The 26,493-nt window shown below is 69.1% G+C and carries 23 protein-coding genes; 14 read left to right on the top strand and 9 right to left on the bottom strand.

Annotated features, from left to right (window positions below; genetic code table 11):
- Nucleotides 1-48: 48 nt before the first annotated feature.
- On the bottom strand, nucleotides 49-618 hold the full coding sequence (locus AC5W7N_RS10760; RefSeq protein WP_195019667.1) for a class I SAM-dependent methyltransferase: 570 nt from the start codon (nucleotides 616-618) through the stop codon (nucleotides 49-51).
- Nucleotides 619-845: 227 nt separating this feature from the next.
- On the opposite strand from AC5W7N_RS10760, the gene AC5W7N_RS10755 reads away from it, so the two are divergent.
- Nucleotides 846-1,196 (top strand): helix-turn-helix domain-containing protein, encoded by a 351-nt coding sequence (locus tag AC5W7N_RS10755; RefSeq protein ID WP_280213805.1) that lies wholly within the window; start codon nucleotides 846-848, stop codon nucleotides 1,194-1,196.
- Here the strand turns inward: AC5W7N_RS10755 and AC5W7N_RS10750 are convergent, their stop codons facing one another.
- A complete protein-coding gene (locus AC5W7N_RS10750; RefSeq protein WP_163814382.1) occupies nucleotides 1,197-1,937 on the bottom strand; it encodes an SDR family NAD(P)-dependent oxidoreductase in 741 nt (246 codons plus the stop codon).
- Between the two features lie 103 nt (nucleotides 1,938-2,040).
- Here AC5W7N_RS10750 and AC5W7N_RS10745 point away from each other — a divergent pair, with 103 nt between their 5' ends.
- Entirely contained in the window at nucleotides 2,041-2,655 is a 615-nt protein-coding gene (locus AC5W7N_RS10745; protein ID WP_195019668.1) for a TetR/AcrR family transcriptional regulator, read from the top strand.
- A gap of 64 nt (nucleotides 2,656-2,719) precedes the next feature.
- Here AC5W7N_RS10745 and AC5W7N_RS10740 read toward each other — a convergent pair whose 3' ends face one another.
- On the bottom strand, nucleotides 2,720-4,444 hold the full coding sequence (locus AC5W7N_RS10740) for a DEAD/DEAH box helicase (protein WP_175585927.1): 1,725 nt from the start codon (nucleotides 4,442-4,444) through the stop codon (nucleotides 2,720-2,722).
- Between the two features lie 167 nt (nucleotides 4,445-4,611).
- On the opposite strand from AC5W7N_RS10740, the gene AC5W7N_RS10735 reads away from it, so the two are divergent.
- A complete protein-coding gene (locus tag AC5W7N_RS10735; protein ID WP_194990013.1) occupies nucleotides 4,612-5,742 on the top strand; it encodes a YihY/virulence factor BrkB family protein in 1,131 nt (376 codons plus the stop codon).
- Between the two features lie 30 nt (nucleotides 5,743-5,772).
- On the opposite strand, the gene AC5W7N_RS10730 is transcribed toward AC5W7N_RS10735, so the two are convergent.
- Entirely contained in the window at nucleotides 5,773-6,009 is a 237-nt protein-coding gene (locus AC5W7N_RS10730; protein ID WP_036538019.1) for a DUF3039 domain-containing protein, read from the bottom strand.
- A 146-nt stretch (nucleotides 6,010-6,155) separates the two neighbouring features.
- On the opposite strand from AC5W7N_RS10730, the gene AC5W7N_RS10725 reads away from it, so the two are divergent.
- From AC5W7N_RS10725 to AC5W7N_RS10715, 3 genes are all read left to right on the top strand, one after another.
- Nucleotides 6,156-6,506: a DUF3099 domain-containing protein gene (locus AC5W7N_RS10725; protein WP_138455166.1), complete on the top strand. Its 351-nt coding sequence runs from the start codon at nucleotides 6,156-6,158 to the stop codon at nucleotides 6,504-6,506.
- 65 nt (nucleotides 6,507-6,571) lie between these two features.
- Nucleotides 6,572-8,092, top strand: a complete 1,521-nt coding sequence (locus AC5W7N_RS10720) for a DUF7782 domain-containing protein (protein ID WP_194990014.1) — start codon at nucleotides 6,572-6,574, stop codon at nucleotides 8,090-8,092.
- A 183-nt stretch (nucleotides 8,093-8,275) separates the two neighbouring features.
- The gene (locus AC5W7N_RS10715; RefSeq protein WP_163814387.1) at nucleotides 8,276-9,244 is read left to right on the top strand and encodes a sigma-70 family RNA polymerase sigma factor; all 969 of its coding nucleotides are present in this window, start codon (nucleotides 8,276-8,278) and stop codon (nucleotides 9,242-9,244) included.
- A gap of 443 nt (nucleotides 9,245-9,687) precedes the next feature.
- Here the strand turns inward: AC5W7N_RS10715 and AC5W7N_RS10710 are convergent, their stop codons facing one another.
- Both AC5W7N_RS10710 and AC5W7N_RS10705 read right to left on the bottom strand, forming a co-directional pair.
- On the bottom strand, nucleotides 9,688-12,363 hold the full coding sequence (locus tag AC5W7N_RS10710; RefSeq protein ID WP_195019669.1) for a bifunctional acetate--CoA ligase family protein/GNAT family N-acetyltransferase: 2,676 nt from the start codon (nucleotides 12,361-12,363) through the stop codon (nucleotides 9,688-9,690).
- Nucleotides 12,356-13,624, bottom strand: a complete 1,269-nt coding sequence (locus tag AC5W7N_RS10705) for an acetoin utilization protein AcuC (protein ID WP_194990016.1) — start codon at nucleotides 13,622-13,624, stop codon at nucleotides 12,356-12,358. The genes AC5W7N_RS10710 and AC5W7N_RS10705 overlap by 8 nt, the downstream gene beginning before the upstream one ends.
- Before the next feature lie 186 nt (nucleotides 13,625-13,810).
- Here AC5W7N_RS10705 and AC5W7N_RS10700 point away from each other — a divergent pair, with 186 nt between their 5' ends.
- On the top strand, nucleotides 13,811-14,497 hold the full coding sequence (locus AC5W7N_RS10700; protein WP_163811946.1) for an iron-dependent transcriptional repressor DtxR: 687 nt from the start codon (nucleotides 13,811-13,813) through the stop codon (nucleotides 14,495-14,497).
- 3 nt (nucleotides 14,498-14,500) lie between these two features.
- Nucleotides 14,501-15,481 (top strand): UDP-glucose 4-epimerase GalE, encoded by a 981-nt coding sequence (gene galE / locus AC5W7N_RS10695; protein WP_194990018.1) that lies wholly within the window; start codon nucleotides 14,501-14,503, stop codon nucleotides 15,479-15,481.
- A 29-nt stretch (nucleotides 15,482-15,510) separates the two neighbouring features.
- On the opposite strand, the gene AC5W7N_RS10690 is transcribed toward galE, so the two are convergent.
- Nucleotides 15,511-16,710, bottom strand: a complete 1,200-nt coding sequence (locus tag AC5W7N_RS10690; RefSeq protein WP_194990019.1) for a DUF4192 domain-containing protein — start codon at nucleotides 16,708-16,710, stop codon at nucleotides 15,511-15,513.
- 559 nt (nucleotides 16,711-17,269) lie between these two features.
- Nucleotides 17,270-17,989 carry a sensor domain-containing protein gene (locus tag AC5W7N_RS10685; RefSeq protein ID WP_194990020.1) on the bottom strand — a complete coding sequence of 240 codons (720 nt, stop codon included), beginning with the start codon at nucleotides 17,987-17,989 and terminating at the stop codon, nucleotides 17,270-17,272.
- 259 nt (nucleotides 17,990-18,248) lie between these two features.
- Between AC5W7N_RS10685 and AC5W7N_RS10680 the strand changes: the two genes are divergently transcribed.
- The 4 genes from AC5W7N_RS10680 to speD all read left to right on the top strand — a co-directional run bounded on the left by AC5W7N_RS10680 (nucleotide 18,249) and on the right by speD (nucleotide 24,177).
- The gene (locus AC5W7N_RS10680) at nucleotides 18,249-19,205 is read left to right on the top strand and encodes a PAC2 family protein (protein ID WP_163811938.1); all 957 of its coding nucleotides are present in this window, start codon (nucleotides 18,249-18,251) and stop codon (nucleotides 19,203-19,205) included.
- A 42-nt stretch (nucleotides 19,206-19,247) separates the two neighbouring features.
- The gene (locus AC5W7N_RS10675; RefSeq protein ID WP_194990021.1) at nucleotides 19,248-21,746 is read left to right on the top strand and encodes a DEAD/DEAH box helicase; all 2,499 of its coding nucleotides are present in this window, start codon (nucleotides 19,248-19,250) and stop codon (nucleotides 21,744-21,746) included.
- A 99-nt stretch (nucleotides 21,747-21,845) separates the two neighbouring features.
- Nucleotides 21,846-22,958 carry a type III PLP-dependent enzyme gene (locus AC5W7N_RS10670; RefSeq protein ID WP_163811934.1) on the top strand — a complete coding sequence of 371 codons (1,113 nt, stop codon included), beginning with the start codon at nucleotides 21,846-21,848 and terminating at the stop codon, nucleotides 22,956-22,958.
- Between the two features lie 10 nt (nucleotides 22,959-22,968).
- Nucleotides 22,969-24,177: an adenosylmethionine decarboxylase gene (speD, locus tag AC5W7N_RS10665; RefSeq protein WP_163811931.1), complete on the top strand. Its 1,209-nt coding sequence runs from the start codon at nucleotides 22,969-22,971 to the stop codon at nucleotides 24,175-24,177.
- A gap of 57 nt (nucleotides 24,178-24,234) precedes the next feature.
- Here speD and AC5W7N_RS10660 read toward each other — a convergent pair whose 3' ends face one another.
- Entirely contained in the window at nucleotides 24,235-25,143 is a 909-nt protein-coding gene (locus AC5W7N_RS10660) for a hydrogen peroxide-inducible genes activator (protein WP_195019670.1), read from the bottom strand.
- A 130-nt stretch (nucleotides 25,144-25,273) separates the two neighbouring features.
- On the opposite strand from AC5W7N_RS10660, the gene AC5W7N_RS10655 reads away from it, so the two are divergent.
- Together AC5W7N_RS10655 and ahpD are read left to right on the top strand one after the other, a co-directional pair.
- Nucleotides 25,274-25,861: a peroxiredoxin gene (locus tag AC5W7N_RS10655; RefSeq protein ID WP_036538064.1), complete on the top strand. Its 588-nt coding sequence runs from the start codon at nucleotides 25,274-25,276 to the stop codon at nucleotides 25,859-25,861.
- A gap of 9 nt (nucleotides 25,862-25,870) precedes the next feature.
- The gene (gene ahpD / locus AC5W7N_RS10650; RefSeq protein WP_138455001.1) at nucleotides 25,871-26,410 is read left to right on the top strand and encodes an alkylhydroperoxidase, AhpD family; all 540 of its coding nucleotides are present in this window, start codon (nucleotides 25,871-25,873) and stop codon (nucleotides 26,408-26,410) included.
- The last annotated feature ends 83 nt before the right edge of the window (nucleotides 26,411-26,493 follow it).

The following is a 26,493-nucleotide window of genomic DNA, read 5'->3' as shown; positions in this document are numbered from 1 at the left end:
CCCGCGACGGCCGGCCGCCACCGCGGATCCGGACAGGCCTCGCCGGTGTCAGACGGGCTTGCGTGCGCGGAACCGGAAACTGCTCGCCGCGGTATCGATCTCGACGTCGGTGAACCCGATGCGAGCGAGGCGGCGCGCCGCCGTTTCCGGTGGCACCGGAACGCAGGTGTCGCCGAGGTGGATCAGCCGGAACGCCCGGCTGTCGAGGCCATCACTGCCGGCGAACACCCCGCCCGGCCGCAGAACCCGCAACGCCTCGGCGAATACGGCGTCCTGCTGATCGGCCGTCGGCACGTGATGCAGCATGGTGAAACAGACGACGGCGTCGAAACCGCTGTCCGGTAACGGCATAGCGGCGCCGTCTGCGGTGATCACCGTCATCGCGGCGCCGTGCCGTCCGCGCAGCCGATCGGCGAGCTCCGGATCGATCTCGACACCGGTCAGCGCGCGCGTGCGGGCGAGCAGAGCGTTCACATTCGCGCCGTAGCCGGGCCCGATCTCGAGGGTGTCGCCACCGAGTTCGAGGCCGGACAACGCCCACGGCACGATCTTGGTCGCGCTGGTCCGCTCCCACAGCGCGGACCGGCACAGCATGCGATGCACGAGGTTCATAGCCATGCCCTCACGGTAGGAACCACTGCCCGCGGCCACGACCGGCTACGGTGACAATCTGTGTCGCAAGACGGACAACCGTTGATGATGCCCGCCGCGACCGGTGCGACGGCCATGGTGGTCGGGGCGGGGACGTTGCCACGCGGGCACTGGTTTCCGCCGCACCAGCACCCGCAGCACCAGATCGCCTGGGCCGCACACGGTGTGGTGACCGTGCAGACCCCGCGCGGCACGTGGGTGTTGCCGACGACGCGGTCGGCGCGACACCACCACGGGATCCGCGTGCCGCCGAGGTCGCCACCGCGCTGCTGGGCGACCCCGCCGATGCCCGCACCCTCGACGAATTCGCTGCTGACGTCGCCACCAGCGCCCGCACCCTGGCCCGCGCGTTCAACGCCGAGACCGGAATGACCTTCGGCCAGTGGCGCACTCAGATCCGGCTGGCCGCCTCGTTACCGCTGCTGGCCGACGGCCTGCCGGTCTCCCGGATCGCCGGACGGGTCGGCTACCGCACCACCAGCGCCTATGTGGCCGCCTTCCGCCGCGTCGTCGGGGTGCCACCGGGGCGGTATTTCGCCGAGTGATCAGGCGTTGGTGCCGCCGTCGACGGTGAGGAACGAACCGGAGATGGCGCGACCGGCCGGGCCGGCCAGGAAGGCGACGGTGGCGGCGATGTCCTCGGCGGCACCGAATCGGCCGAGTGCGCTGTGGGCGAGCTGGTCGGGTGCGTGCGCGCCGTCGGCGGGGTTCATATCGGTGTCGGTGGAGCCCGGCTGCACCAGGTTGACGGTGATGCCGCGCGGACCCAGTTCGCGGGCAAGGGCTTTGGTGTAGCCATTGAGGGCGGATTTGCTCAGGTTGTACAGGCTCAGCCCGCCGAACAGCGCACGCTCGGAGAGGTTGGAGCCGATGCTGATGATGCGGCCGCCTTCGCCCATATGCTCGAGCGCCGCCTGTCCGGCGACGAACGCGGCGCGCGCGTGCACGTTCAACGCGCGGTCGATCTCCTCGATCGTGAATTCCTGGTACGGCTTGCTGGGGAAGATGCCCGCGTTGTTGACCAGGATGTCGAGCCCGCCCAGCTCGGCCGCGGTGCGATGTACCGCGGCCACCACCGCGGCGGCGTCGGCGCTGTCGGCCTGCACCGCGATGGCCCGGCGGCCGAGTGCCTCGATGTCGGCGACCACGCCCTTGGCCTGCTCTTCGGCGTGCTGGTAGGTCAGGGCGACATCGGCGCCACCCGCGGCCAGTTCCCGCGCGATGGCCGCGCCGATCCCGCGGCTGCCTCCGGTCACCAGTGCCACGGTCCCGTGCAGATCCGGCATGAGCTTCCTCCATTTATGTGTCGATCAGTACATAAATAGCTAAGCCCACGGACCGATCGTCGTCAAGAGGTATATTTAATGATCGACACAGAAAGGGTCCGGCATGGCCGAACGAGGACGTCCACGCGCTTTCGATCGCGACGTCGCGTTGCGTCGCGCCATGGAGGTGTTCTGGGAGCACGGCTACGAGGGCGCGTCCATGACCGACCTCACCTCGGCCATGGGCATCAACTCCCCCAGCCTGTACGCCGCCTTCGGCGGTAAGGAGGCACTGTTCCGGGAGGCCATCGAGCTCTACGGCCGCACCGAGGGCGGACTCACCGCCCGTGCCCTGCGCGAGGAACCCACCGCGCGCGCCGCGATCGAGGCGATGCTGCGCGACAACGCCGTGGCCTACACCGCCCCCGACAAGCCGCACGGCTGCATGGTGGTGCTCGCGGGCTCCACCTACACCACCCGCACCGAGTCGGTGCGCGAATTCCTGATCGACATGCGCAAGCAGACCAGCGCCGACATCGAAGCCCGGCTCGACCGCGGTGTCACTGAGGGTGATCTGCCCGCGGGCACCGATACCGCCGGGCTGGCCACCTTCTACACCACTGTGCTCTACGGCCTGTCGGTGCAGGCCCGCGACGGCGCGAGCCACGACGAACTCACGCGCTCGATCGACCGGGCCATGGCGGCTTGGCCCGCCACCGAACCCGCCGCCACGAGCTGATCAGCGACAGCGGCCGCCGAATCCCCTGCGGCGCAGGGCGGCCACTTCGCTGCGCGCAAGGCCCTCACATGCGCCTTAGTGCGGCGATGCGTTCACCCAACTGCTCGGCGCTGGCCAGCGCCGTCGGCGGACCACCGCACTGACGGCGCAGCTCACCGTGGATCACCCCGTGGGGTTTACCGGTCCGGTGGTGATGCATGGCCACCAGGCTGTTGAGTTCGCGCCGCAATTCGCCGAGCCGGTCGGCGGTGGCGACCCGCTCGGCCGCCCCACCCGCCTGCGGCGCCGGTTCGGCCGTCGCCACCGGTGCCCGGTCGGCGATCTGCCGAGCCTGACGTTCCCGCAGCAGCGCGCGCATCTGCTCGGCGTCGAGCAGGCCCGGGATACCGAGATAGTCGGCTTCCTCGGCGCTACCGGCGAAGGTGGCGGTGCCGAAGGACGATCCGTCGTAGATCACCTGATCCAGTTCGGCGTCGGCGGCCAGCGCGACGAAGGGCTTCTCGTCCTCGCCCGGCTCGTCTTTCTGCTTGTTGGCGTCGATGAGCAGCTCGTCGTCGAGACCGTCCTTCTCCCGATGCGGCTTGCCGATGACGTGATCGCGCTGCAGCTCCAGCTGCGCGGCCAGGTCCAGCAGCACCGGAACCGACGGCAGGAAGACGCTCGCGGTCTCCCCTGGCCTGCGGGCACGCACGAAACGCCCGATCGCCTGCGCGAAGTACAGCGGTGTGGAGGCGCTGGTGGCGTACACGCCGACCGCGAGCCGCGGCACGTCGACACCTTCGGACACCATGCGCACCGCGACCATCCACGGCTGGGTGCCCGCACTGAACTCACCGATGCGCGCCGAGGAGGTCGGATCGTCGGACAGCACCAGCACCGGCGGTGTGCCGGTGAGATGTTCGAGCAGTTCGGCGTAGGCGCGAGCCCGCTCCTGATCGGTCGCGATCACCAGGCCGCCGGCGTCGGGCATGCCGGAGGCGCGCAGCTGCCCGAGCCGCATGTCGGCTGCCCGCAGCACCGCCGACATCCAGTCACCGGCCGGGTCGAGGGCGGTGCGCCAGGCCCGCGCGGTCTGCTCGGCATTGAGCGGCTCACCGAGCCGGGCGGAGTACTCCTCACCCGCGCTGTCGCGCCAATGCGCTTCGCCGGAGTAGGCGAGGAAGACCACCGGGCGCACGACGCCGTCGGCGAGGGCCTCGGCGTAGCCGTAGGAATGGTCGGCGCGCGAACGGGGGAATCCGCCCTCGTCGGGTTCGTAGGTGACGAACGGGATCTGGCTGTCGTCGCTGCGGAACGGCGTACCGGTCAGCGCCAGCCTGCGGGTCGCGTCGCCGAAGGCTTCGGCGACGGCGTCACCCCAGCTCTTGGCGTCGCCGGCATGGTGGATCTCGTCCAGGATCACGAGCGTGCGCCGATTCTCGGTGCGCACCCGATGCCTGGACGGATGCGAGGCGACCTGCGCATAGGTGACCACCACGCCGTGATAGTCACCGGAGGTGCCGCCGGTGCTGTTTGAGAACCGCGAGTCCAGCGCGATCCCGGCCCGCGCCGCCGACTGCGCCCACTGATGCTTGAGGTGCTCGGTGGGGGCGACGACGGTGATCTGGTCGACGGTACGGTCGGCCAGCAACTCCGCGGCGACCCGCAGGGCGAAAGTGGTCTTACCCGCGCCCGGCGTGGCGACCGCGAGGAAGTCACGTGGTTTTGTCGCAAGGTATTTGGTGAGCGCACGCCGCTGCCAGGCGCGTAGCGCTCCTCCCGCCGCAGTGGCGCCACCCGAACCTGTCACGGAAGCCAACACTAACGGTCGGAGGCCGCGAGTCGCCAAACCGACGCGACGGGCGCGACCGGCATCACAACGCTCACCCGGGTAACCAGCGGTTCACCTGTTGCCCGCCGACACGATGCCCGCCCCGTCCGGCCGATGTGGCACGGGTGCGCGATGCTTGTCACACCATGAGCAACCCGTCAGGCACTCGCGCGAGCGCGGCCGCCCTCGCGCGCCGTGCGGGTGCCGGCGTGGCACGTGCGGGGCGCCAGACCTGGAAATTGGTGGCCAGGGTCGCGGTCAAGGCCTGGCAGGATTCGATCTTCGCCAAATCGGCGGCGGCGGCGTTCTGGCAGACGATGTCGCTGGCACCGTTGTTGCTCGGCGTTCTCGGCAGCCTCGGCTATGTGGGCGGATGGTTCGGCCCCGACACCGTCGAGATCGTCGAGTCCAAGATCCTCACCTTCAGCCGCGACCTGTTCAACCCGACGGTGGTGCACGACCTCATCGAACCCACGGTTCGCGATGTGCTCGGCCAGGGTCGCGCGGCGTTCGTCTCGGTGGGTTTCGTGCTCTCGCTGTGGGCAGGGTCCTCGGCCATGGCCACCTTCGTCGACGCGATCGTGGAGGCCCACGACCAACAGGATGCCAGGCACCCGGTCTGGCAACGGATCTTCGCGCTGCTGCTGTATGTGCAGTTCCTGGTGGCGGCGGTGTTCATCCTGCCGCTGATCGCGCTGGGCCCGGTGCTGATCGGACGGGCCCTGCCCGACGGCTGGCGCGAGCCGGGGCTGCGGTTGATCGACGCGTTCTACTACCCGGGCGTCGGCCTGCTGTTGATCGTGGGCCTGACCACGCTGTACAAGCTGGCCCTGCACACCTCGCTGCCCTGGCACCGGCTCTTCGGCGGGGCGCTGGTGGCCGGCGTGTTCTTCATGGCGGCCAGCGAGGGACTGCGCCGGTATCTGGGGTGGGTCACCCGCACGGGCGTCAGCTACGGCGCGCTGGCCACGCCGATCGCGTTCCTGCTGTTCACGTTCTTCCTCGCCTTCGCCGTCATCGTCGGCGCGGAGTTCAACGCGACCGTGCAGGAGTTCTGGCCCGCGCGGGCCACCCGGGTGGAACAGGTGAAGGCCTGGCTGGCCGAGCAGGTCCGCGGCGAACCTGCCGAACCGGCGCCGGGAACCATCGGCGCATCGGCCGGAATCGAACCGGCGTGGGCGCAGCAGCCGCCCGATCCGGAACTACCCGACGGCCGGGCACGCGAGCAGCCTCCGCTGGACAGCGCGCAGCCCTCACGCACCGGGCCCGAACGCTGACCGGACCGCAGGTGCGGGGTGCGAGGGCGGTCAGTCGCCCTTACGCAGCTGCTCGTAGACCTTCTTGCATTCCGGGCACACCGGCGAGCCGGGCTTCGGCGAACGGGTCACCGGGAACACCTCACCGCACAGCGCGACGACATGGGTGCCCATGACCGCGCTTTCGGCGATCTTGTCCTTCTTCACGTAGTGGAAGAACTTGGGGGTGTCATCGCCGGTCGACTCGTCGGTAGTCGTATCGGGGCGAACCAGAGTGTCGGTACTCACGCCTTCCATGATGCCGCATCCCGTCGCAGGCGTCGTGACCACCGGGTGTGCGCCCCGCTGCGGACAGTGGAAGACTCGGGGGTATGCAGCAGCACGGCGATTCTTCCGACGAGAGCGTCGGCCGTGACGACCCGACCGGCGCGCCGATGCCGCCCCGGCCCCGCCGTTCTGCCGGCTACTTCCCCGGAGACGACAAACATCCGGTCCTGATCACCGAGGCCGCCCCGTCGCTCGAGGATCAGCACCGCGCCAGAGTCCGCCGGTATCTGACGATCATGTCCTTCCGCATTCCGGCGCTGATCCTGGCGGCGATCGCCTACAGCGCCTTCAGCAATGCGCTGATCTCGATCCTGATCATCGTCGCCTCGATTCCACTGCCGTGGATCGCGGTCCTGATCGCCAACGACCGCCCGCCGCGGGACAAGAACGAGCCGAGCCGCTGGGATCGGCCACGTCCGGCGCTGGAATCGCGACCGCACAACGCCATCGACGGCTGAGCCGGGCACCCGGCCGCGCGGGTAGTGGCGGCCGCCACCACCAGGCGCGGTGGCAGAGTACCGATGTGCCTACGAATCGTTCGACCACCACGGGATCGCTGCTGACCGCCCTGTGCCCGGCCCTGCGCACCGCGCTGATCCGGGTCGGCTACGACGCCGACACCTTGCTGGAGGCCCTCGGCCACGACGCACACGCCGCCCTCGGCCGCTCCGAACCGGTACCGGTACGCCGCGCCGCGCGGACGGCCGGTGAGCTCGGCACGCTGATCCGCCTGCTGCTGCTCGGTGACGCGCTGCCCGAGGCCGAGGTCGCCGCCGCGCTGGCGCCGGTCGAGCTCGATCAGGCGGTGACGGCGGGCCTGCTGGAACGCGACGGCGACCAGGTGCGGGCGGCGCTGGACCTGCGTCCGCTCGACACAGGTGCAGGCACCCGCTGGATTCTGTCCGACCTGGACGATTCGATGCGCAGGCGCACGCTCACCGCCGACCACGTCCTCGGTGTCGGCCATGCGTCGCTGTCACTGCTGCGGGCCACGCCGACCGAGCCGGTGGGCTCGGTGCTGGATCTGGGCACCGGCTGTGGTGTGCAGGCCGTGCATGCCGCGTCCTATGCGGGCCGCGTCACCGCCACCGACGTCAACCGGCGGGCGCTGTGGCTGGCCGAGGCCACCGCCGCGCTCAACGAGCTGGACGTGGAGCTGCTGGCGGGTTCCTGGTTCGAGCCGGTGGCCGGGCGCCGATTCGACCAGGTGGTGGCCAATCCCCCGTTCGTGGTCGGCCCGGCCCGCGTCGAACACACCTACCGTGATTCCGGCCTCGCCCTCGACGGCGCCAGCGAGCTGGTGATCTCTCAGGCACCGCAGCTGCTCGCGCCGGGCGGCACCGCGGCGATGCTGGCGGCCTGGGTGCATATCGACGGCGAGGATTGGCGCCAGCGCGTCTCCTCCTGGCTGCCCGCGCATGGTGTCGACGCGTGGGTGGTGCAGCGCGATGTCGCCGATCCCGCCCTCTATGTGGGCACCTGGCTGCGCGACGCGGGTCTGGACCCGCGCGATCAGCACGCCCAGCAGCGCGCCGAACAGTGGCTGGAAGCCTTCACCGCCGCCGAGGTCGAGGGCATCGGATTCGGATTCGTCTACCTGCGTGCCATCGACGGCCCCACCGAGCTGCTCGCCGAGGACCTGACCCACGGGTTCGACGACCCGCTGGGCGCGGAAGCGACCCGCTACTTCGAACGTTCGGCCTGGTTGCGCGCCGTCGCCGCCGACAACGACCTGGCCTGGTCGGCCCGCTTCCGGGTCGATCCCGCGACCGCACTGGAGCGGGTCTATCTGCCCGGGCCACAGGGCTGGGAGCAGCGGGTGGCACGGCTGCATCGCGGTGACGGCCCGCGCTGGCAGCACGAAGTGGACGAGACCACGATCTCCCTGGTCGCGGGAATGCGACCGGACGGTCTGCCGTTGCATGAATTGATCGAGCTGCTCGCCATCGCTCACGGATCCGACACCGTCACGCCCGAGTTCGCGGCGGAGGCCCTCGCAGTGGTGGCCGGACTGGTACGCCACGGGCTGATCCTTCCCGGGTAGCGGGAGGTCCGGATCGGCCGACGCAGGGCATGGCCGTTCCCGTCGCGAGGTGTTCTCAGGAACTTCTCAGCAGAACGTGGCGAAAACCGCAGTTCAGAAGCGGTTTACCCGCGCCCGGTCAGGGAACTTTCCCTATGTCGGGTCCGTTGATCGGAGTGAGACACCACCGACAGGAGGCAAGTCATGACAAGCCCCGCCACCACTCGAGTGCGCGCCAGCGATTCGGACCTCGACGCCCAGAGCCCCGCCGCCGACCTGGTACGCGTGTACCTGAACGGGATCGGCCGTACGGCGCTGCTCACGGCGGCCGACGAGGTCGAGCTGGCCAAGCGCATCGAGGCGGGCCTCTATGCCCAGCACCTGCTGGAGACCGGCAAGCGATTGTCGGCTTCCCGCAAGCGCGATCTGGCCATCATCGTCCGCGAAGGCCAGGCCGCCCGCTCACATCTGCTGGAAGCCAACCTACGTCTGGTCGTGTCCCTCGCCAAGCGCTACACCGGGCGCGGGATGCCCCTGCTGGACCTCATCCAGGAAGGCAACCTCGGGCTGATCCGCGCGATGGAGAAGTTCGATTACGCCAAGGGCTTCAAGTTCTCCACCTACGCCACCTGGTGGATTCGCCAGGCCATCACCCGTGGCATGGCCGACCAGAGCCGCACCATCCGGCTTCCCGTCCACCTGGTCGAGCAGGTCAACAAGCTCGCCAGGATCAAGCGTGAACTGCACCAGCAGCTCGGCCGCGAGGCCACCGACGACGAGCTGGCCAACGAATCGGGCATCCCGGTGGAGAAGATCGCCGATCTGCTCGACCACAGCCGCGATCCGGTGAGCCTGGACATGCCGGTCGGCAACGACGAGGAAGCACCGCTGGGCGATTTCATCGAGGATTCCGAGGCCACCTCCGCCGAAAGCGCCGTCATCGCCGGTCTGCTGCACCACGACGTCCGCAGCGTCCTGGCCACGCTGGACGAGCGCGAACAGCAGGTGATCCGGTTGCGTTTCGGCCTCGACGACGGCCAGCCGCGCACCCTCGATCAGATCGGCAAGCTGTTCGGACTCTCGCGTGAGCGGGTCCGCCAGATAGAGCGCGAAGTGATGTCCAAGCTGCGCAAGGGCGAACGCGCCGACAGGCTGCGGGCCTACGCCAGCTGATCCGTCTCGTGCCGGTGTTCCCGGCACGAGCCATACTCGGTGACCCACGGTCACCTTCCCGACGCCGACCGGTGTCCGCACGTACCCGCCCCCTCCGGAGCGTGCGAGCCGGTCGGCGTAAACGTCTGTGCGGGCGGCTATTCCAGCGCTGAGAGCTCGCGCACGATGGCACTTTCATCCTCAACTCGCACCGATCGGTATTCAACGGACGCGTCCGGTCAGGGGTCCGATGAGTCCCCAGCCGACGGGCCACGACGCACGGTTCAGCGGACCACACCCGCGGCGGCGGTGACAGATCGGCACGTCACCGCGCAGGCCCAGCCCTAGCGGTAGGCGACCCGGCGCGGGGGTGCAGGACGCGCCGCGGAGCCTCGTCGAACCGCCGGCCTGCCGCCGACGCCCGACCGGGGCGCCGGCAGCCCCGCACACGACGGGCATCGCGTTCAACCGAGCCTGCGCGGGCCGGTATCGAAGCGGCTGGGCTGGGGACCGATTCGGGCTCGCGCGTACAGGATTTCGGCCGACGTCGGCGAAGCGAGCACCGGATCGAAATACAGCTCCCGCATCTCGGGCAGATCGTCGAACAGCGCCGAAATGCGTTGCGCCAATTCGACCAGCGCCGCCTTGTCCACCCGCGGGCTGGCCGGCGTTCCCGACAGCAGCGGGGCCGCGCGTGGCGCGTCGATCAGCGCCGCGGCCTCATCCGGTGACAACGGCAGCGCGCGATAGGCGCGGTCCCCCAGCATTTCGATGATCAACCCCGACAAGCCGAACTCGATCACCGAACCGAACGACGGGTCGTCCTGCACCCGAAGCACGCACCCCACTCCCTTGGTCGCCATCCGCTGAATGTGCAGTGCCGGATCGCCGCTGAGTGCAACGAGATCCGTATACGCCTGACGCACCGCCTCCGGCCGCCACAGATCCAATCGCACCCCGCTCAGATCGGGCCGTCGCCGCCAGGCGTCGCTGGTGGCCTTCGCGGCTACGGGATAGCCGAGTTCCTCCGCGGCCGCCACCGCGGCATCGGCATCGCGCACCTCACGGAACTCCACCACCGACATCCCGTAGCACTCCAGCAACGCCACTGTCTCCAGGTCGGTCAGGCGGCGTCCGCCGGACTCGGCCATCCACCCCGCGACCAGCTCGGTGGCGCGCACACTGTCGATACCGGCGGGCCGCACCACCGCCGACTGCGGGCGATCACGCCATTCCGCGTACCGGCGCACCCGCGCCAACGCCCGTGCGGCCCGCTCGGGGTCCGGATACGACGGGATCGAGCCGCGCACCGCCGAGGCACCCGCGCCCCGCACCGCCAGCAGATTCGGAATACCCTGCTCGGCGATGAACGTGGTCAGGATCGGTTTACCCGCCTCCGGCACGGCCTCCGACGCGGACCGGATCGCCGCGGCGAACTCACCGGTCGGCAACGGCACCGGCGGGGCGAAGACCACGATCACCGAATCCACGTCCGCGCTACGCAATTGGGCGAGCACCGCGTCGAAATAATCGCCAGGCGTGGCCTGCGGACCCAGATCCACCGGCTCACCGGCCACCAGACCCTCACCACGGGCGGCATCCACGGCCAGCCAGCCGAGCGCCGCGCTGTTGCCGATCACGGCCAACCGGGAACCCCCGGGGAGTGGCTGATAGCCGAGCAGCGCGGCGCAGTCGAACAACTCCGAAATAGAGTCGACCTGCACGATTCCGGCCTGCGCGAACAGGTCCCGCACGATCGAACGGTCCATGTCACCGGCAGGCTGGGCACGTGCCGCCAGCCGGCCGCTGCTGACCGCGACGATCGGTTTGGTCCGTGCCACCCGGCGCGCGATCCGGGAGAACTTGCGTGGGTTACCGAAACTCTCCAGATACAGCAACACCACGTCGGTATCGGGGTCGGTGTCCCAGTACTGCAACAGGTCGTTGCCGGACACGTCGGCACGGTTGCCCGCGGAGACGAACGTGGACAGCCCGAGATTGCGTGCCGCGGCCTCACCGAGGATCGCCGCCCCCAAGGGGCCGGACTGACAGAAGAATCCGATCCGCCCCCGCCCGGGCAGGACCGGCGCCAGCGTGGCGTTGAGCGCGATCGCGGGATCGGTGTTGGCGATGCCGAGCGCGCTCGGCCCCACCACCCGCATACCGTGGCCGCGAGCGGCCGCGACCAGGGCACGCTCCGCCTCCAGCCCCGCCTCGCCGGTCTCACCGAAGCCGGCGGTGAGCACCACCAAACCCTTGACGCCCTTGGCCATACAGTCGTCGAGCACCGATCCGATGGACTCCGCGGGCACCGCCACCACCGCAAGATCCACTTCATCGGGGATTTCGCGCACCGTCGCGTAGGCGTGCACGCCCCGCACCGAACGACGGGCCGGATTCACCGGGAACACCGGACCCTGGAACGCTCCCGAGAGCAGGTTGGTCAGCACCGCGCCACCGACGCGCCCGGCGCTCGGCGTTGCGCCGATGACGGCGATGGAGCGCGGTGTCAGCAGGTTGCCCACACTGCGGGCCTCCGAAGCGCGTTCGCGCGCATCACGTACCGACAACAGCGCCTCGGTCGGGTCGATCGCGAACTCCAGGTGCAGCACCGAACCGTCCCTGCTGCGCTCCACCTGATAGCCGGCCTCCCGGAACACCGTCACCATCACCGTGTTCTCGGCCAGCACCTCCGCGACGAACGTCTCGATCTCGTTCTCGGCGGCCGCGCCGGCCAGATGCTCGAGCAGAATGGAACCGAGACCGCGCCCCTGATGCCCATCGGCCACCACGAACGCGACCTCCGCGGCGCGCGGGCCGGTGCGGTCGAGCAGTTCGTAGCGCCCGACCGCGATGATCGACTCACCCAGCTCGGCCACCAGCCCGACCCGATTGTGATGATCGACATGGGTGGAGCGGTACAGGTCTTTCGGCGAGATCCGCGGGTAGGGCCCGAAATAGCGCAGGTACCTGGTGCGATCCGATAGCGCGGCATGGAATTGCTGCAGCCGTTCGGCGTCGTCGGGTGTGATCGGGCGCAGCCGCACCACACCGCCGTCGGAGGCCAGCACATCGGCGAACCAGTGCTGCGGCGGTGGTGGCGGCACCGCGGGGGTGTCCGGGGTGTCGATCTCAGTCACGGGGGTCCTCCGGGTCGAGGCCGAGCGGGCCGAAGCACGCACGGCGGGTGGCCAGCACGGCGGTATCGATGGCGCGTTGGGCTCGGTCCGTCCGGGCATCACCGGTTTCGGCGGTCCCGCCGGGGCCGTCCCAGCGCTGGAACGACACATCGGCGCCGTCGCTCATCGTGCGCGGTGGATCGACCCGTGGTGCGGCAGCCTGCACCAGATCGATCCAGTCCTGCGGAATGTCGGTCTCGGGTGCGAGGTCGCGATCCAGCGCGGCGGCCAGCAGATGGGTCCAGGCCCGCGGCACCACCCGGACCAATCCGTATCCGCCCCCACCCACCGCCAGCCAGCGACCCTCGGCGTAGCGGTCGGCCAGCTCGCGCATGGCCAGGAACGCCGCACGCTGACCGTCCACGCTCAGTTCCAGGTCGGCGAGGGGATCTTCGCGGTGGCTGTCCACCCCGCACTGGCTGACCACGATCTGCGGCCGGAACGCCGCCACCGCCCCTGGCACCACCGCATGAAATCCACGCAACCACTGCGGGTCCCGGGTACCCGGCAGTACCGGCAGGTTGATCGATGTGCCCGTACCCGCCCCGCTACCGTTCTCCTCCGGCCAGCCGGTGTTGGGCCACAAGGTCGCCGGATGCTGGTGGATCGAGACCGTGAGCACTCGCGGGTCGGCGTAGAACGCGCGCTGGACGCCGTCGCCGTGGTGGACGTCGACATCGAGATAGGCGATGCGATCGAAACCGTGGTCGAGCAGCCACGAGATGGCCACCGCCGCATCGTTGTAGACGCAGAACCCGGCCGCCGAGGCGGGCATCGCGTGGTGCATGCCACCACCGATGCTCACCGCGCGGCGGGTACGGCCTTCGGCGATCGCGCGGGCCGCGGCCAGCGTGCCGCCGACGATCACCGAGGCCGCCCGGTGCATGCCGGGGAACACCGGATTGTCGGCGGAGCCCAGGCCGAACGGCGGCGCGAGCGGAGGTTCGCCGTGCGGCATGGGCGGCGCGACGGCGTGCTCGACGGCGTCGATGTACTCGGCGGTGTGGATGCGCAGCAGTTCGGGAGTGCCCGCGGCCGCGGGCTCGAGCAATTCGACGCCGTCGAGCACGCCGAGACTGCGCGCCAGCGCCATCGTGTACGCCAGCCGGGCCGGTTTCATCGGATGTTGCGGCGTCCAGGTGTAGTCGAGGAACCGGTCGGTCCACACGACCGTCGCCGGGTCGGCGGGTCCTGGATGCGCGCCGGGCACTGCAGTGGCCATGCTCGCAACGCTAGCGGGAAGCGCAGCGCCCCGTTCGGCGTTCATATGCAGTAGAAATACAAGCATGAGCGAACACGGCGGTATGCCGTGCGCCGACAGGGTTCCCGATACGCGACGCGTGCCGCTGTGGCGTGCGCGAATCGAGACGTCGCGTGGGTAGAATTCGTGCCGACGAAGGGGTAACAGGTGAAGGATCTGGTCGACACCACGGAGATGTACCTCCGTACCATCTACGACCTCGAGGAGGAGGGCGTGGTGCCCCTGCGTGCCCGGATCGCCGAGCGCCTCGAGCAGAGCGGGCCCACGGTCAGCCAGACCGTCGCCCGCATGGAGCGCGACGGGCTGCTCCTGGTGGCCGGTGACCGGCATCTCGAGCTCACCGACAAGGGCCGCAGCATGGCCGTCGCGGTGATGCGCAAGCACCGGCTGGCCGAGCGGCTGCTGGTCGACATCATCGGGCTGGACTGGCAGAACGTGCACGCCGAGGCCTGTCGCTGGGAGCATGTGATGAGCGAGGACGTCGAACGACGCCTCGTCGAGGTGCTCAACCACCCCACCACCTCCCCCTACGGCAACCCGATCCCCGGTCTGGACGAGCTGGGCGTGGCCCCGATCGCGCCGGCCGACGAGAACCTGATCCGGCTCTCGGAGCTGTCGCACGGTCAGACGCACGCGGTCGTGGTCCGCAGGCTCGCCGAGCACATCCAGACCGACCCCGAGGTCATCAACCGGCTGCGTGAGGCCGGCGTGGTGCCCGACGCCAGGGTGACCGTCGAGACCAAGCCCGGCTCGGTGGTGATCACGGTGCCCGGCCACGAGGGGTTCGAGCTGTCGGACGAAATGGCCCACGCCGTCCAGGTGAAGCTGGTCTGACCGGTGAAACTTCTGGTCACCGGCGGTGCCGGTTATGTCGGTGGAGTGTGCGCGCAGGTCCTCATCGAGGACGGTCACGAGGTGGTCGTCCTCGATGATCTGTCCACCGGCAACGCCGACGGCGTGCCCGGCGCCGCGCGGTTCGTCGAGGGCGATATCGCCGAGGCCGGGCCCGATCTGCTCGCGTCCGAAGAATTCGATGGCGTCCTGCATTTCGCGGCTCAGTCGCTGGTGGGCGAGTCGGTGCAGCAGCCGGAGAAATACTGGCACGGCAATGTGGTGAAAACGCTGGAGCTGCTGGAGGCGATGCGCCGCACGGGCACGCAACGACTGGTGTTCTCCTCCACGGCCGCCGTGTACGGCGAGCCCGAGCAGGTGCCGATCACCGAAGACGCCCCGACCAGGCCGACCAATCCCTACGGCGCTTCGAAACTGGCGATCGACCACGCCATCACCTCGTATTCCGTCGCACACGGCCTCGCGGCCACCAGCCTGCGGTATTTCAACGTCGCGGGCGCCTACGGCGGGCTCGGCGAGAACCGAGTGGTGGAGACCCATCTCATTCCGCTGGTGCTGCAGGTCGCCGCCGGTCACCGCGAATCCATCGCGGTCTTCGGCACCGACTGGCCGACCCCCGACGGCACCGCCGTCAGGGATTACATTCACATCCGCGATCTCGCCGACGCTCATCTGCTCGCTCTCCGGTCGTCCGAGCCCGGCACTCACCGGGTGTTCAATCTCGGTAGCGGCACCGGTTTCTCGGTGCGCGAGGTGATCTCGGCCTGTGAGCGGGTCACCGGGCTGCCCATCGCCGCCAAGGATTCGCCGCGGCGCGCGGGCGATCCGGCCGTGCTCATCGCCTCCAGCGATCGGGCGATCGCCGAACTCGGCTGGCGGCCCGAACACAACGACCTCGACGAGATCGTCACCGACGCCTGGAACTTCCTGCGCGAGCTCGGCCCGCGGGCACACAGCGCGCCATAGCCCGGCTCCCGGGCGCACTCCGCGGCAGATCACCATGATCGGTCGAGGTCGACGCCGAGATCGATGGCCGCCTCGCGGCCGCAGGTGATCAGCCGCTGCAACCGCTGCGGGTCCATTCCCGAACTCAGCGCGGCGTCCAGCAACGCCGCCAGCGAATGCTCGGGGTCGGCGTCCAGCGCCGCCGCGAACGCGATACCGGCGAGGGGCCCGTCACCGCGGGCGTACGCGCAGTAACCGAGCAGGGTGGCGGCTTCGGCGCGGTCGGTGTCGGGCAGGCCGCGCGTCATCATCGCCCACAGCTGTTCGGCGGCATCGGCGTGATCGGTGCCCGCCAGGGCGAACATGGCATCGCGCGCGTGTTTATCCCGCAGTGCCGCAGCTGATTCCGCGAGCTCGGCCGGCGACATCCGCACCCCTGATGCCACATTCGCGATCTGCCACAGCAGGTAGTGCGCGGCGCGCCTGCTGTAGCCGACCCGATCGCCACCGCCGGCCGCGTCGACGAAACGCTCATGAGCTCGCGCAAGCGCCGAACTCATTTCCGCACAGACCTGTTCACGCATCGCCGGATCGACCGCCACCGCCGCGATCAGTTCCGAGCGCGACCGGCGAATCTGTTTTCCGTCGAGCACATGGCTCAGCGTGATCGGTGAGGCGGCCGGATCGGGCACCACCCCGCGGCGGTCCGCACCCAACACGCTCCACCACCCGTAGCCCGGCGCGATCGCCTGCGCCGCCCACGCTCCGCACAGCGGTATCGAACGCAGCTCCAACCGCGCCGCCAGCGCCGTGACCACCGAATCGCGCCCGGCTGTCCCCGGCTCGGGTTCGCTTCGGCGGTCGTCGATGACGCCGGCCAGCACCCCGACCACACCCTGCTGATCGCAGACCTCGGCCACCGTCGCGGCCAGTGTTCTGGAACCGTCGCCGGCCGGCGACGGGGTGAGGTCGAATCGCGCCACCACATCGATCACAGCGCTGTCCGGATCGCGCGGCGCAGCGCGCAAGACCGCGACCACCAGCGAACGCACCGGCACGAATCCGAGAATCGCCGGAATCCCGGCCAGGAACTCCCCTGGTTCGGCGAGCCTGATCTCCCCGAGCCGCATATCCACCACGCAGTCATCGGGATGCGCGAGGTCGTCGGCGGTATGCCCCGCATCGTTGCGCGGGTGCCCGGAACCGGGTTCTGCGCCCTCGTCGACGGCGTCGTCACCGTCGGTGTCCACACCGTCCGCGCAGCTCAGGATCCTCGATTCGGGCCATTCATCGACGGCCCGCGGCGGGCCGGAACATGCGGCCGCGTCGGTGCGGTGTCGCTCTGCCTGCCACGGCTCCGGCGCGGCAGGCCGCGGTGTGCGTGGCGGGTCCAGCCCCTCGGCGACAGAACCGGCCGTCTCGATCCGTCCCGTTGTGCGACCGGTTCTCGGAGCCGGACGCAGCGGTCCGAGTTCCACGGTGCCCTGTGCGTTGACACAGCTGTTGGCCGGTTCGTCGGCCGTCCTGGCTCGGTGACAGACACCGCAGTTTCCCGAACGACCCGCACTGGACGGCGACCTGCGTATTCCGCCGGCCCGGGCTGGGGCGCAGGGCGGCCCGGAATCGCCCGGCGGTGCCGCTGGATGCGCTGTTCGCGTGGTGCGGGCCTGATCACGCCTCGTGGGTTCGGTGGGCGTCGCGGGAGTCGTCATGGGTGCAGCCTGCCCGGGCACCGCTTCATCGACGCGGACACGACCTGGGCTTTCACCCGGCCTGTGGATAACTTCCCCCTGTGGACAACTCCACGTTTCAGCTGGTCGCGACCTTGTTCACGGCGGTATCGAACAACTGCTCCAGCGCTTGCGTATCCGGCTCGGCGTCGCTGAACGACATATAGGTCACCGTTATCCGCACGTCCCCGATCTGGCCGATCAGCGTGTTCATCGACTGGGTGAGTCCGGCTGCGCCGACGTCCGGACGCACCGTGCGCCGCAGCGCCATCGCATCGTCGGCGTCGACCTCCGGCGCCTGCCCGACCTCGGTGATCACCGTGCTCGACGCTCCCGAACGCGACACCCGGATCCGCTCGCACTGCTGCAGCTGATTGCGCAGCCGCAGTAGCGGCGCATCCGTGCGGGTCAGCTCCACGGTCAGGGTGGCGCGGGCCGCATCGTCGGTGCCGACGGCGACGGCGAGACGGTCGGCACCCGGACGGGCCTCGGGTGGCGTGCATTCGGCCGGCTGCACGCTCGCACCGGCTCCGACTCCGTCGAGATCACCGGCGGCCTGTCCCGCGGCCTCGGCGGGCAGCACCACGGCCGGGTATCCGGCCGGGAAGGCCTCGGTCTCGGGGAGCAGGGCCGACAGGGGTGCTTCGAGCTGCCGGGTGACTGCGGTCGGCTCGGCAGGGACCGCCCGGCCGGACATCTCGCCCCCGCAACCGGCGCTCAGCAGCACGGTCACCGCCAGCGCGCCGCCGGCCACCGCGCGGCTCAGCGACGATCTGTGCGTCGAATCCGGCACGCCCACCCGCCCCACTCTGCCAAACTCCACTGGCGGCCCGCCCACGCCACGCCGACCACCCCGGTTGTGCGTGCGTAACGCGGGAATGCTTGTGCCGTCGACGCTGTTGCCTCCACTGAAGGGTCGATGTCCGCCCGCGCGCGAAGCAGTGCATCGCCCATGGGGGACAATGGACTGTGGTACACCAGGCGACGCGGCGACCGGTGCGAGATACTGGCCCGTCGGCGTCGACACGTCGGGTGCGCCGCGCAGGAAGGAGTACGCGATGGACTACGAGTCGCGAATGTACGAACTGGAGTTCCCCGCTCCGCAGCTGTCGTCCGACGACGGTTCGGGTCCGGTCCTGGTGCACGGACTCGAGGGTTTCACCGATGCCGGGCACGCGGTGCGGCTGGCCACCACGCACCTGCGCGAGAGCCTGGAAAGCGAACTGGTCGCCTCGTTCGACGTGGACGAGCTACTCGACTACCGGTCGCGGCGGCCGCTGATGACGTTCAAGTCCGATCACTTCGCCGATTACGCCGAGCCCGAACTGAACCTGTGGGCGCTGCGCGACACCGCGGGCACCCCGTTCCTGCTGCTGTCGGGTCTGGAACCGGACCTGCGCTGGGAGAAGTTCACCACGGCCGTGCGCTTGCTGGCCGAACAGCTCGGTGTGCGCCGCAGCATCGGCCTGAGCGCGATCCCGATGGCCATTCCGCACACCCGCCCACTCGGCATCACCGCGCATTCGTCCAATCGCGATCTGATCGAGGAGAACCAGCGCTGGCCGGGTGAGCTGCAGGTGCCGGGCAGCGCCTCCTCGCTGCTGGAATACCGGATGGCCCAGCACGGGCACGAATCGCTCGGCTTCTCGGTGCATGTGCCGCATTACCTGGCGCAGACGGCCTATCCGGAGGCCGCGCAGACGCTGCTGGAGCACGTCTGCGAGAACGCCGGCCTGGATATTCCGCTGGCCGCGCTCGGTGAGGCCGCAGCGCGGGTGCGTGAGCAGGTCAACGAGCACATCGCGGGTAATTCCGAGGTCGAGACGGTCGTACACGCCCTCGAGCGTCAGTACGACACGTTCGTGTCCGCGCAGGAACGCCAGTCGAGTCTGCTGGTCGGTGACGGTGAACTGCCCAGCGGTGACGAGCTCGGCGCCGAGTTCGAGCGCTTCCTCGCCGAACAGGGCGGATACGACGACAACGGCTCCGGCACCGGCGCGGACGACCCGCGCTGACCTGGATCGGTCCCGGCTCCGGCGGCCCGTAGGGTTGTCGGAGTGGATCTGACCGAACTGCTCGAGATACCGGGAACCGACGCCGACGCGCTGTACGAGTCGTTCGGAACGTGGGCGGCCGAGCAGGGCACGCCGTTGTATCCCGCGCAGGATGAGGCGCTGCTGGAGCTGGCCTCGGAGTCCAACGTCATCCTGGCCACGCCCACCGGCTCGGGGAAGTCGTTGGTCGCGGTGGGCGCGCATCTGTTCGCGCTGACGCGCGGGCAGCGCACCTACTACACCGCGCCGATCAAGGCATTGGTGAGCGAGAAGTTCTTCGCCCTGTGTGAGGTGTTCGGCGCCGAACGCGTCGGCATGGTCACCGGTGACGCAGCGGTCAATCCGGAGGCGCCCATCATCTGCGCCACCGCCGAGATCCTGGCCAATCTGGCCCTACGTGAGGGCGCGCAGGCCGATATCGGCCAGGTGGTGATGGACGAGTTCCATTTCTACGCCGACCCCGATCGCGGCTGGGCCTGGCAGGTGCCGCTGCTGGAGTTGCCGCGAGCGCAGTTCCTGCTCATGTCGGCGACGCTGGGCGAGGTCGATTTCTTCGCTACCGATCTGAGCAGGCGCACCGGCCGCTCCACCGCCGTCGTCGCCGGGACCGAGCGCCCGGTCCCGTTGACGTTCTCCTACGCGCGCACTCCGATCACCGAGACATTGGAGGAGCTGGTCACCACCCATCAGGCGCCGGTCTATGTCGTGCATTTCACCCAGGCCGCCGCCCTCGAGCGGGCACAGGCACTGACCAGCGTGAACTTCGCCAGCCGGGCCGAGAAGGACGCCATTGCCGAGGCTCTGGGCAGCTTCCGTTTCTCCGCCGGATTCGGCAAGACCCTCGCACGGCTGATCCGCCACGGCATCGGAGTGCATCACGCCGGAATGCTGCCCAAATACCGCAGGCTGGTGGAGAAGCTGGCCCAGGACGGATTGCTGAAGGTGGTATGCGGCACCGACACCCTCGGCGTCGGCATCAATGTTCCGATCCGCACCGTGCTGCTGACCGGGCTGACCAAATACGACGGTGTGCGCACACGCAGGCTCAAGGCTCGCGAGTTCCACCAAATCGCCGGCCGGGCCGGCCGCGCCGGCTACGACACCATGGGCACGGTGGTCGTGCAGGCCCCTGACCACGAGGTCGAGAACACCAGGATGCTGGCCAAGGCCGGTGACGATCCGAAGAAGCTGCGCAAGGTGCAGCGGCGCAAGCCCCCGGAAGGTTTCGTGTCCTGGAGCGAGGAGACCTTCGACCGTTTGGTAGCCGCCCCGCCGGAACCGATGGTGTCGCGCTTCGCGGTGACCAATTCGATGCTGCTCAACGTGATCGCCCGCCCCGGCAACTGCTTCGACGCCATGCGGCATCTGCTCGAAGACAATCACGAACCGCGCCCGGCGCAGCGCAGGCATATTCTGCGCGCGATCCGGTTGTATCGCGCGCTGCGTGATGCCGGTGTGGTGCAACAGCTTTCCGAGCCCGATGGCCAGGGCCGCATGGCGCGGCTGACGGTGGATCTGCAACGCGATTTCGCGCTCGATCAGCCGCTGTCGCCGTTCGCGCTGGCCGCGTTCGAGCTGCTCGATGAGCAATCTCCCACCTACACCCTCGATGTGATCTCACTCATCGAGTCGACGCTGGAGGATCCGCGTCAGCTGCTGATGGCGCAGCAGCACAAGGCCAGGGGCGAGGCGGTCGCGGAGATGAAGGCCGACGGCATCGACTACGACGAACGGATGGAGCTGCTCGAAGAGGTCACCTGGCCCAAGCCGCTGGCCGAGCTGATCGAACCCGCCTTCGAGACCTACCGGGCGGGGCACCCGTGGGTCTCGGAGTTCGCGCCGTCACCGAAGTCGGTGGTGCGCGAGATGGTGGAACGGTCGATGACCTTCGCCGAGCTCATCTCGCACTACGAGCTCGCCCGCTCCGAAGGGGTGGTGCTGCGCTACCTGGCCGACGCGTATCGCGCGCTGCGCCGCACCGTGCCCGAGGCCGCGCGAACCGAGGAACTCGACGACATCACCGAGTGGCTGGGTGAGCTGATCCGGCAGGTGGATTCGAGTCTGCTCGACGAATGGGAACAGCTCACCAACCCCGGCGCGGAGACCGACGCCGAGCAGCTGGCCTTCGGCGCGGAGACCATTCGGCCGATCTCGGCCAATGAACGCGCCTTCCGCGTTCTGGTCCGCAATGCCATGTTCCGGCGGGTGGAGTTGGCAGCCCTGCGCAACTGGCAGGCGCTGGCGGACCTCGGCACCGGACCGGACTGGGAGACCGAGCTCGCGCCCTATTTCGCCGAGTACGACACCATCGGCACCGGCCCCGACGCGCGAGGGCCGCAGATGTTCCGGGTCGAGACCCGCCCGGGCTTCTGGCAGGCACGCCAGACTCTCGACGATCCGGCCGGCGATCATGGCTGGGCGATTGTGGGTGTGGTCGATCTGGCCGAGTCCGACGCGGCCGGTGAAGTGGTATTCGACGAGGTCACGGTGGTCGCGGGATGACCGGGCACCGATCACCGGAACTGAAGGTTTGACGGATTCGATTCCGGGTAGGCGCCGCTGATACTGTTCTGCTCCGCTGCCCGACCGAAAGATCCACCGATGCCCGAATCCCCGTACCTGCTCGTCGACCCCGAGCGCGTGCGCGAGAACTACCGCGCCCTCGACGCCGCCCTGCTCCGGGCCGGTCGCAGGGCCCGGATCCGCTTCGCCGTCAAGGCCTGCCCGGTGCCGCAGGTGGTGCGGGTCCTCGACGCCGAGGGCGCCCAGTTCGACGTCGCCAGCGTCGGCGAGATCCGGATGTGCCTGGATCTCGGTGTCGACCCGGGACGGCTCTATTACGGCAACCCGATCAAGAAGGCCGCCGACATCGCCCGCGCGTACGCACTCGGGGTGCGTGGCTTCGCCTTCGACACCGAGGACGATCTGCTGCGGATCGCCGAGCACGCGCCCGGCGGTGCGGTCGAATGCCGGTTCCTGGCGGCCGCACCGCAATCGCAGACCCCGTTCGGCACCAAGTTCGGCTGCGCTCCCGGCGAGGCGCTGCGGCTGCTGGTGCGCGCCCGTGATCTCGGTCTGACCGTCGCGGGCCCCTACTTCCATGTGGGCTCCCAGCAACTCGACCCGAACGCCTGGCGGATCGGCATCGAGCAGGCGGCGCGGATCGTCGACGCGTTGTCCGACAAGGACATTGCGGTGTCGACGGTGAACATCGGTGGCGGCCTGCCGGTCTCCTATGCCGAATCCGCGCCCGGCATCGAACAAATCGCCCCGGTGACGGCCGGCGCGGCGGTGGAGCTGCTGCCCGAGACGGCCGAACTGGTGGTGGAGCCGGGCCGTGCGCTGGTGGCCACGGCGGGCGTGGTGCACGCCGAAGTGATCGCGGTGCGGACCGCACCGGACGGACGGCGCTGGGTCTATCTCGACATCGGCCGTTACAACGGCCTGGCCGAGACCGAAAACGAGTACATCGCTTACCGTTTCGTCACCGAACGCGACGGCGATCCGGTGGACGAGGCCGTCGTCGCGGGACCGACCTGCGACGGCGACGATGTACTGTATCAACGCACGCGGGTCCTTCTGCCGACCACGTTGCGAGCCGGGGATCGGGTACAGATTCTCGATACCGGCGCCTATACCGCGAGTTATTCGTCGGTGTCCTTCAATGGTTTCCCGCCCTTGACCGTGCATGTCGTGGGCGCTGAGGGAGAGTGAGTGTGTGTCCATGACGGCGGAGTTCACCGGTTGGCATGTGCTGGCCGAGTTCGGCGGGGTCGATGCGGATCTGTGCAACGACCTGGAACGACTCGACCAGGCCCTGCGCCGGTCGCTGGTCGGTGCCGGCGTCACCATCTGCGATGTGGTGCGTAAACAATTCACCCCGCAGGGCGTGACGGTGCTCGCATTGCTGTCGGAATCGCACGCCTCGATCCACACCTACCCCGAATCCGGTGACATCTTCGTCGACGTGTTCACCTGCGGCAGCATCGGTGACGGCGCCGAGAAGACGGTGGAATTGCTGCGGGACGCCTTGTCGCCCAAGGAAGTTCGCATGTCGACCGTGCGCAGGGGACGCGCCGGGCAGCGGGTCGAGGAACCCATGGGCCCGGGCCTGACCCGGATCTGGGATCTGTCGGATGTCCTGGTGGACACCAGGACCGAGTTCCAGCATCTGCTCATCGCGCGCACCGAACAGGGCATCAGCCTGTTCTCCGACAACGACCGCCAATCCACCGAGTTCTCCCAGATCACCTATCACGAGGCGATGATGGTGCCGGCGTTCGTGCTGGCCGAGAAGCTCGACAATGTGCTCATCATCGGATCCGGCGAGGGCGTGGCGAGTCAGATGTCGGTGGCCGCAGGGGCCACCCGGGTCGACCACGTCGACATCGACCGCGAGGCCGTGCAGTTGTGCGCCGAACATCTGCCCTACGGCTACACCGCCGACGAATTGGCCGCCGCGGTCGAAGGTTCGGGCCCGGTGCGGGTGCATTACGCCGATGGCTGGGACTTCCTCGCCGACGCCACCGCCGCGGGCGTGCGCTACGACGTCATCGTCATCGACCTGCCCGACGAGCGCGTCGAAGACGCCCAGCACAACCGGCTCTACGAGACCGAATTCCTGCAGCGATGTCGCGCCCTGCTGGCTCCCGGCGGCGTGCTGAGCGCCCAGGCCGGCTGCGCGACCATGTGGCGCAACGACACCCTCAAACGCTCCTGGCAGCGTTTCCACGACAACTTCGGCACCGTCGTGCACTACGGCAGCGATGAGCACGAATGGTCGTTCCTGTTCGGCCTGGTCGACCCGATCGCCGATCCGGTACCCGGCATGCTCGACCGGCTCAGCACGCTCCCCTACCGACCCTCCACCATCGACGCGCGCGCCCTGACGCGCGGGGCGATCGAGCCGTACGCGCTGCGCGCGGTGAACTGAGATCGAGACCGGCCCTCCCCCAGGCGAATCCGGCGCCGACGGGGAGGGCGGCGCCGATCACGCCGGGCGCTGGGTGCGGATGATCTCGGCGATATAGGCGTAGTCGTCGGCGCGCGCGGTGGATGCGCGGTAGACCATGCCAAGGGTCCGCCCGGGCGCCGGAGCGGCGAAACGCGCCGTCGCCAGCGTGCCGCGCGCGGTTTCGGCCGCCACCGCCATCTCCGGAATCAGCGTGATGCCGAGCCCACCGGCCACACACTGCACCACCGTCGTCAGCGACGCGGCGCGCGTGTCACCCACCGTGGCGGGGTGGGCGTCGGCCGAGCGGCACAGCTCCAGGGTTTGATCGCGCAGGCAGTGACCTTCGTCCAGCAGCAGCATCGGCAGCGCGTCCAAGGCGGCCGGCTGGATGTCGGTACGGCCGGCCAGTTCGTGTTCGCGGGGCAGGACCAGCACGAACTCCTCGGTGTACAGCGGGATCTCGATCAGGCCAGAGGCCTCGGTGGGCAACGCGAGCACCGCGACATCGAGGACACCGGTGCGCAGGCCCTCGAGCAGCCGGGCGGTCTGATCCTCGACCACCTGCGGCACCAGCGCGGGCAGCTTGCGCCGCAGCGCGGGCAGCAACGACGGCAGAATGTAGGGGGCCGCGGTCGGGATGATGCCCATGCGCAGGGTGCCGCCGAGCCCGTCACCGGTCGCCGAGGCGAGGAACCGGTCGGCCGCCTCCAGTGTCGCCATCGCCTGTGGCAGCAACCGCATTCCGGCGGCGGTCACCAGCACGCGCCGGGTGCTGCGCTCGATCAGCTGCAATCCGAGCCCGTGTTCGAGCGCGGCCAGCGCCTGCGATAACGTGGGCTGGCTCACATTGAGCCGGGCCGCAGCCGTGCCGAAGTGCCGATACTCGGCGATCGCGACGAACGCACGCAGCTGCGACAGGGTTGGCTGATAAGTCTGATCAGTCACGCCTATCAGTGTAGTGCGACTTATCACCTTTACCTTTCACCGGTTGTTGGGCAAGATCACAGATGAGCTTTTTCGCACCGCCGGCTGGTCGCTCGACCCGCCGGCTACCGACATGAAAGAGGAGATGAGCATGGCCCTGCTGACCATCGGCGACCAGTTCCCGGCGTACAACCTCACCGCGGTGATCGGCGGTGACCTGTCGAAGGTCGACGCTCAGCAGCCAGACGACTACTTCACTCAGATCACCAGCGACGACCACGCGGGCAAGTGGCGGATCGTGTTCTTCTGGCCGAAGGACTTCACCTTCGTCTGCCCCACCGAGATCGCCGCGTTCGGCAAGCTCAACGACGAATTCGCCGACCGCGACGCGCAGGTGCTGGGCGTGTCCGTCGACAACGAGTTCGTGCACTTCCAGTGGCGGGCCCAGCACGAGGACCTGAAGACCCTGCCGTTCCCGATGCTGTCGGATCTCAAGCGTGAGCTGGCCACCGCCACCGGCGTTCTCAACGCCGACGGCGTCGCCGACCGCGCCACCTTCATCGTCGACCCGAACAACGAGATCCAGTTCGTCTCGGTCACCGCCGGTTCCGTCGGCCGCAATGTCGACGAGGTGCTGCGGGTGCTCGACGCGCTGCAGTCCGATGAGCTGTGCGCCTGCAACTGGAAGAAGGGCGACCCGACCATCAACGCCGGCGAGCTGCTGGCCGCGAGCGTCTGAGGTAGCACCATGAGCATCGATAATCTGAAGAACTCGCTACCCGAGTACGCCAAGGATCTCAAGCTCAACCTGTCCTCGATCGCGCGCACCACCGTGCTGAACGAGCAGCAGCTGTGGGGCACCCTGCTGGCCACCGCCGCCGCCACCCGCTCGGCCACCACGCTGCGCGAGATCGCCGAAGAGGCCGCGGACACCCTGTCGGCGGAGGCGTACAACGCCGCGCTCGGCGCCGCCTCCATCATGGGCATGAACAATGTGTTCTACCGCGGTAAGGCATTCCTCGGCGGCAAGTACGACGACCTGCGGGCCGGCCTGCGCATGCAGATCATCGGCTCCCCCGGCGTCGACAAGGCCGACTTCGAGCTGTGGTCGTTCGCCGTGTCCTCGATCAACGGCTGCCAGCACTGCCTGGAGGCCCACGAGCACACCCTGCGCGAGGAGGGCGTGTCCCGCGAGGTGATCTTCGAGGCGCTGCGGGCGGCCGCGATCGTGGCCGGTGTCGGCCAGGCCGTGCAGACCACCGAGGCGCTGGCCACGGCCGCGGTCTGATCCGTATCCCGCCGTTTCGATGGCCCCGGCCCGTGTGGCCGGGGCCATCGTCGTGGAGTCATGTTTGCCGGACATTTGCTGTG

This window comes from Nocardia sp. CDC519 (assembly GCF_059509835.1).
Note: the sequence above shows the minus strand (reverse complement) of the source record. Positions and strands in the feature narration are given on the sequence as shown.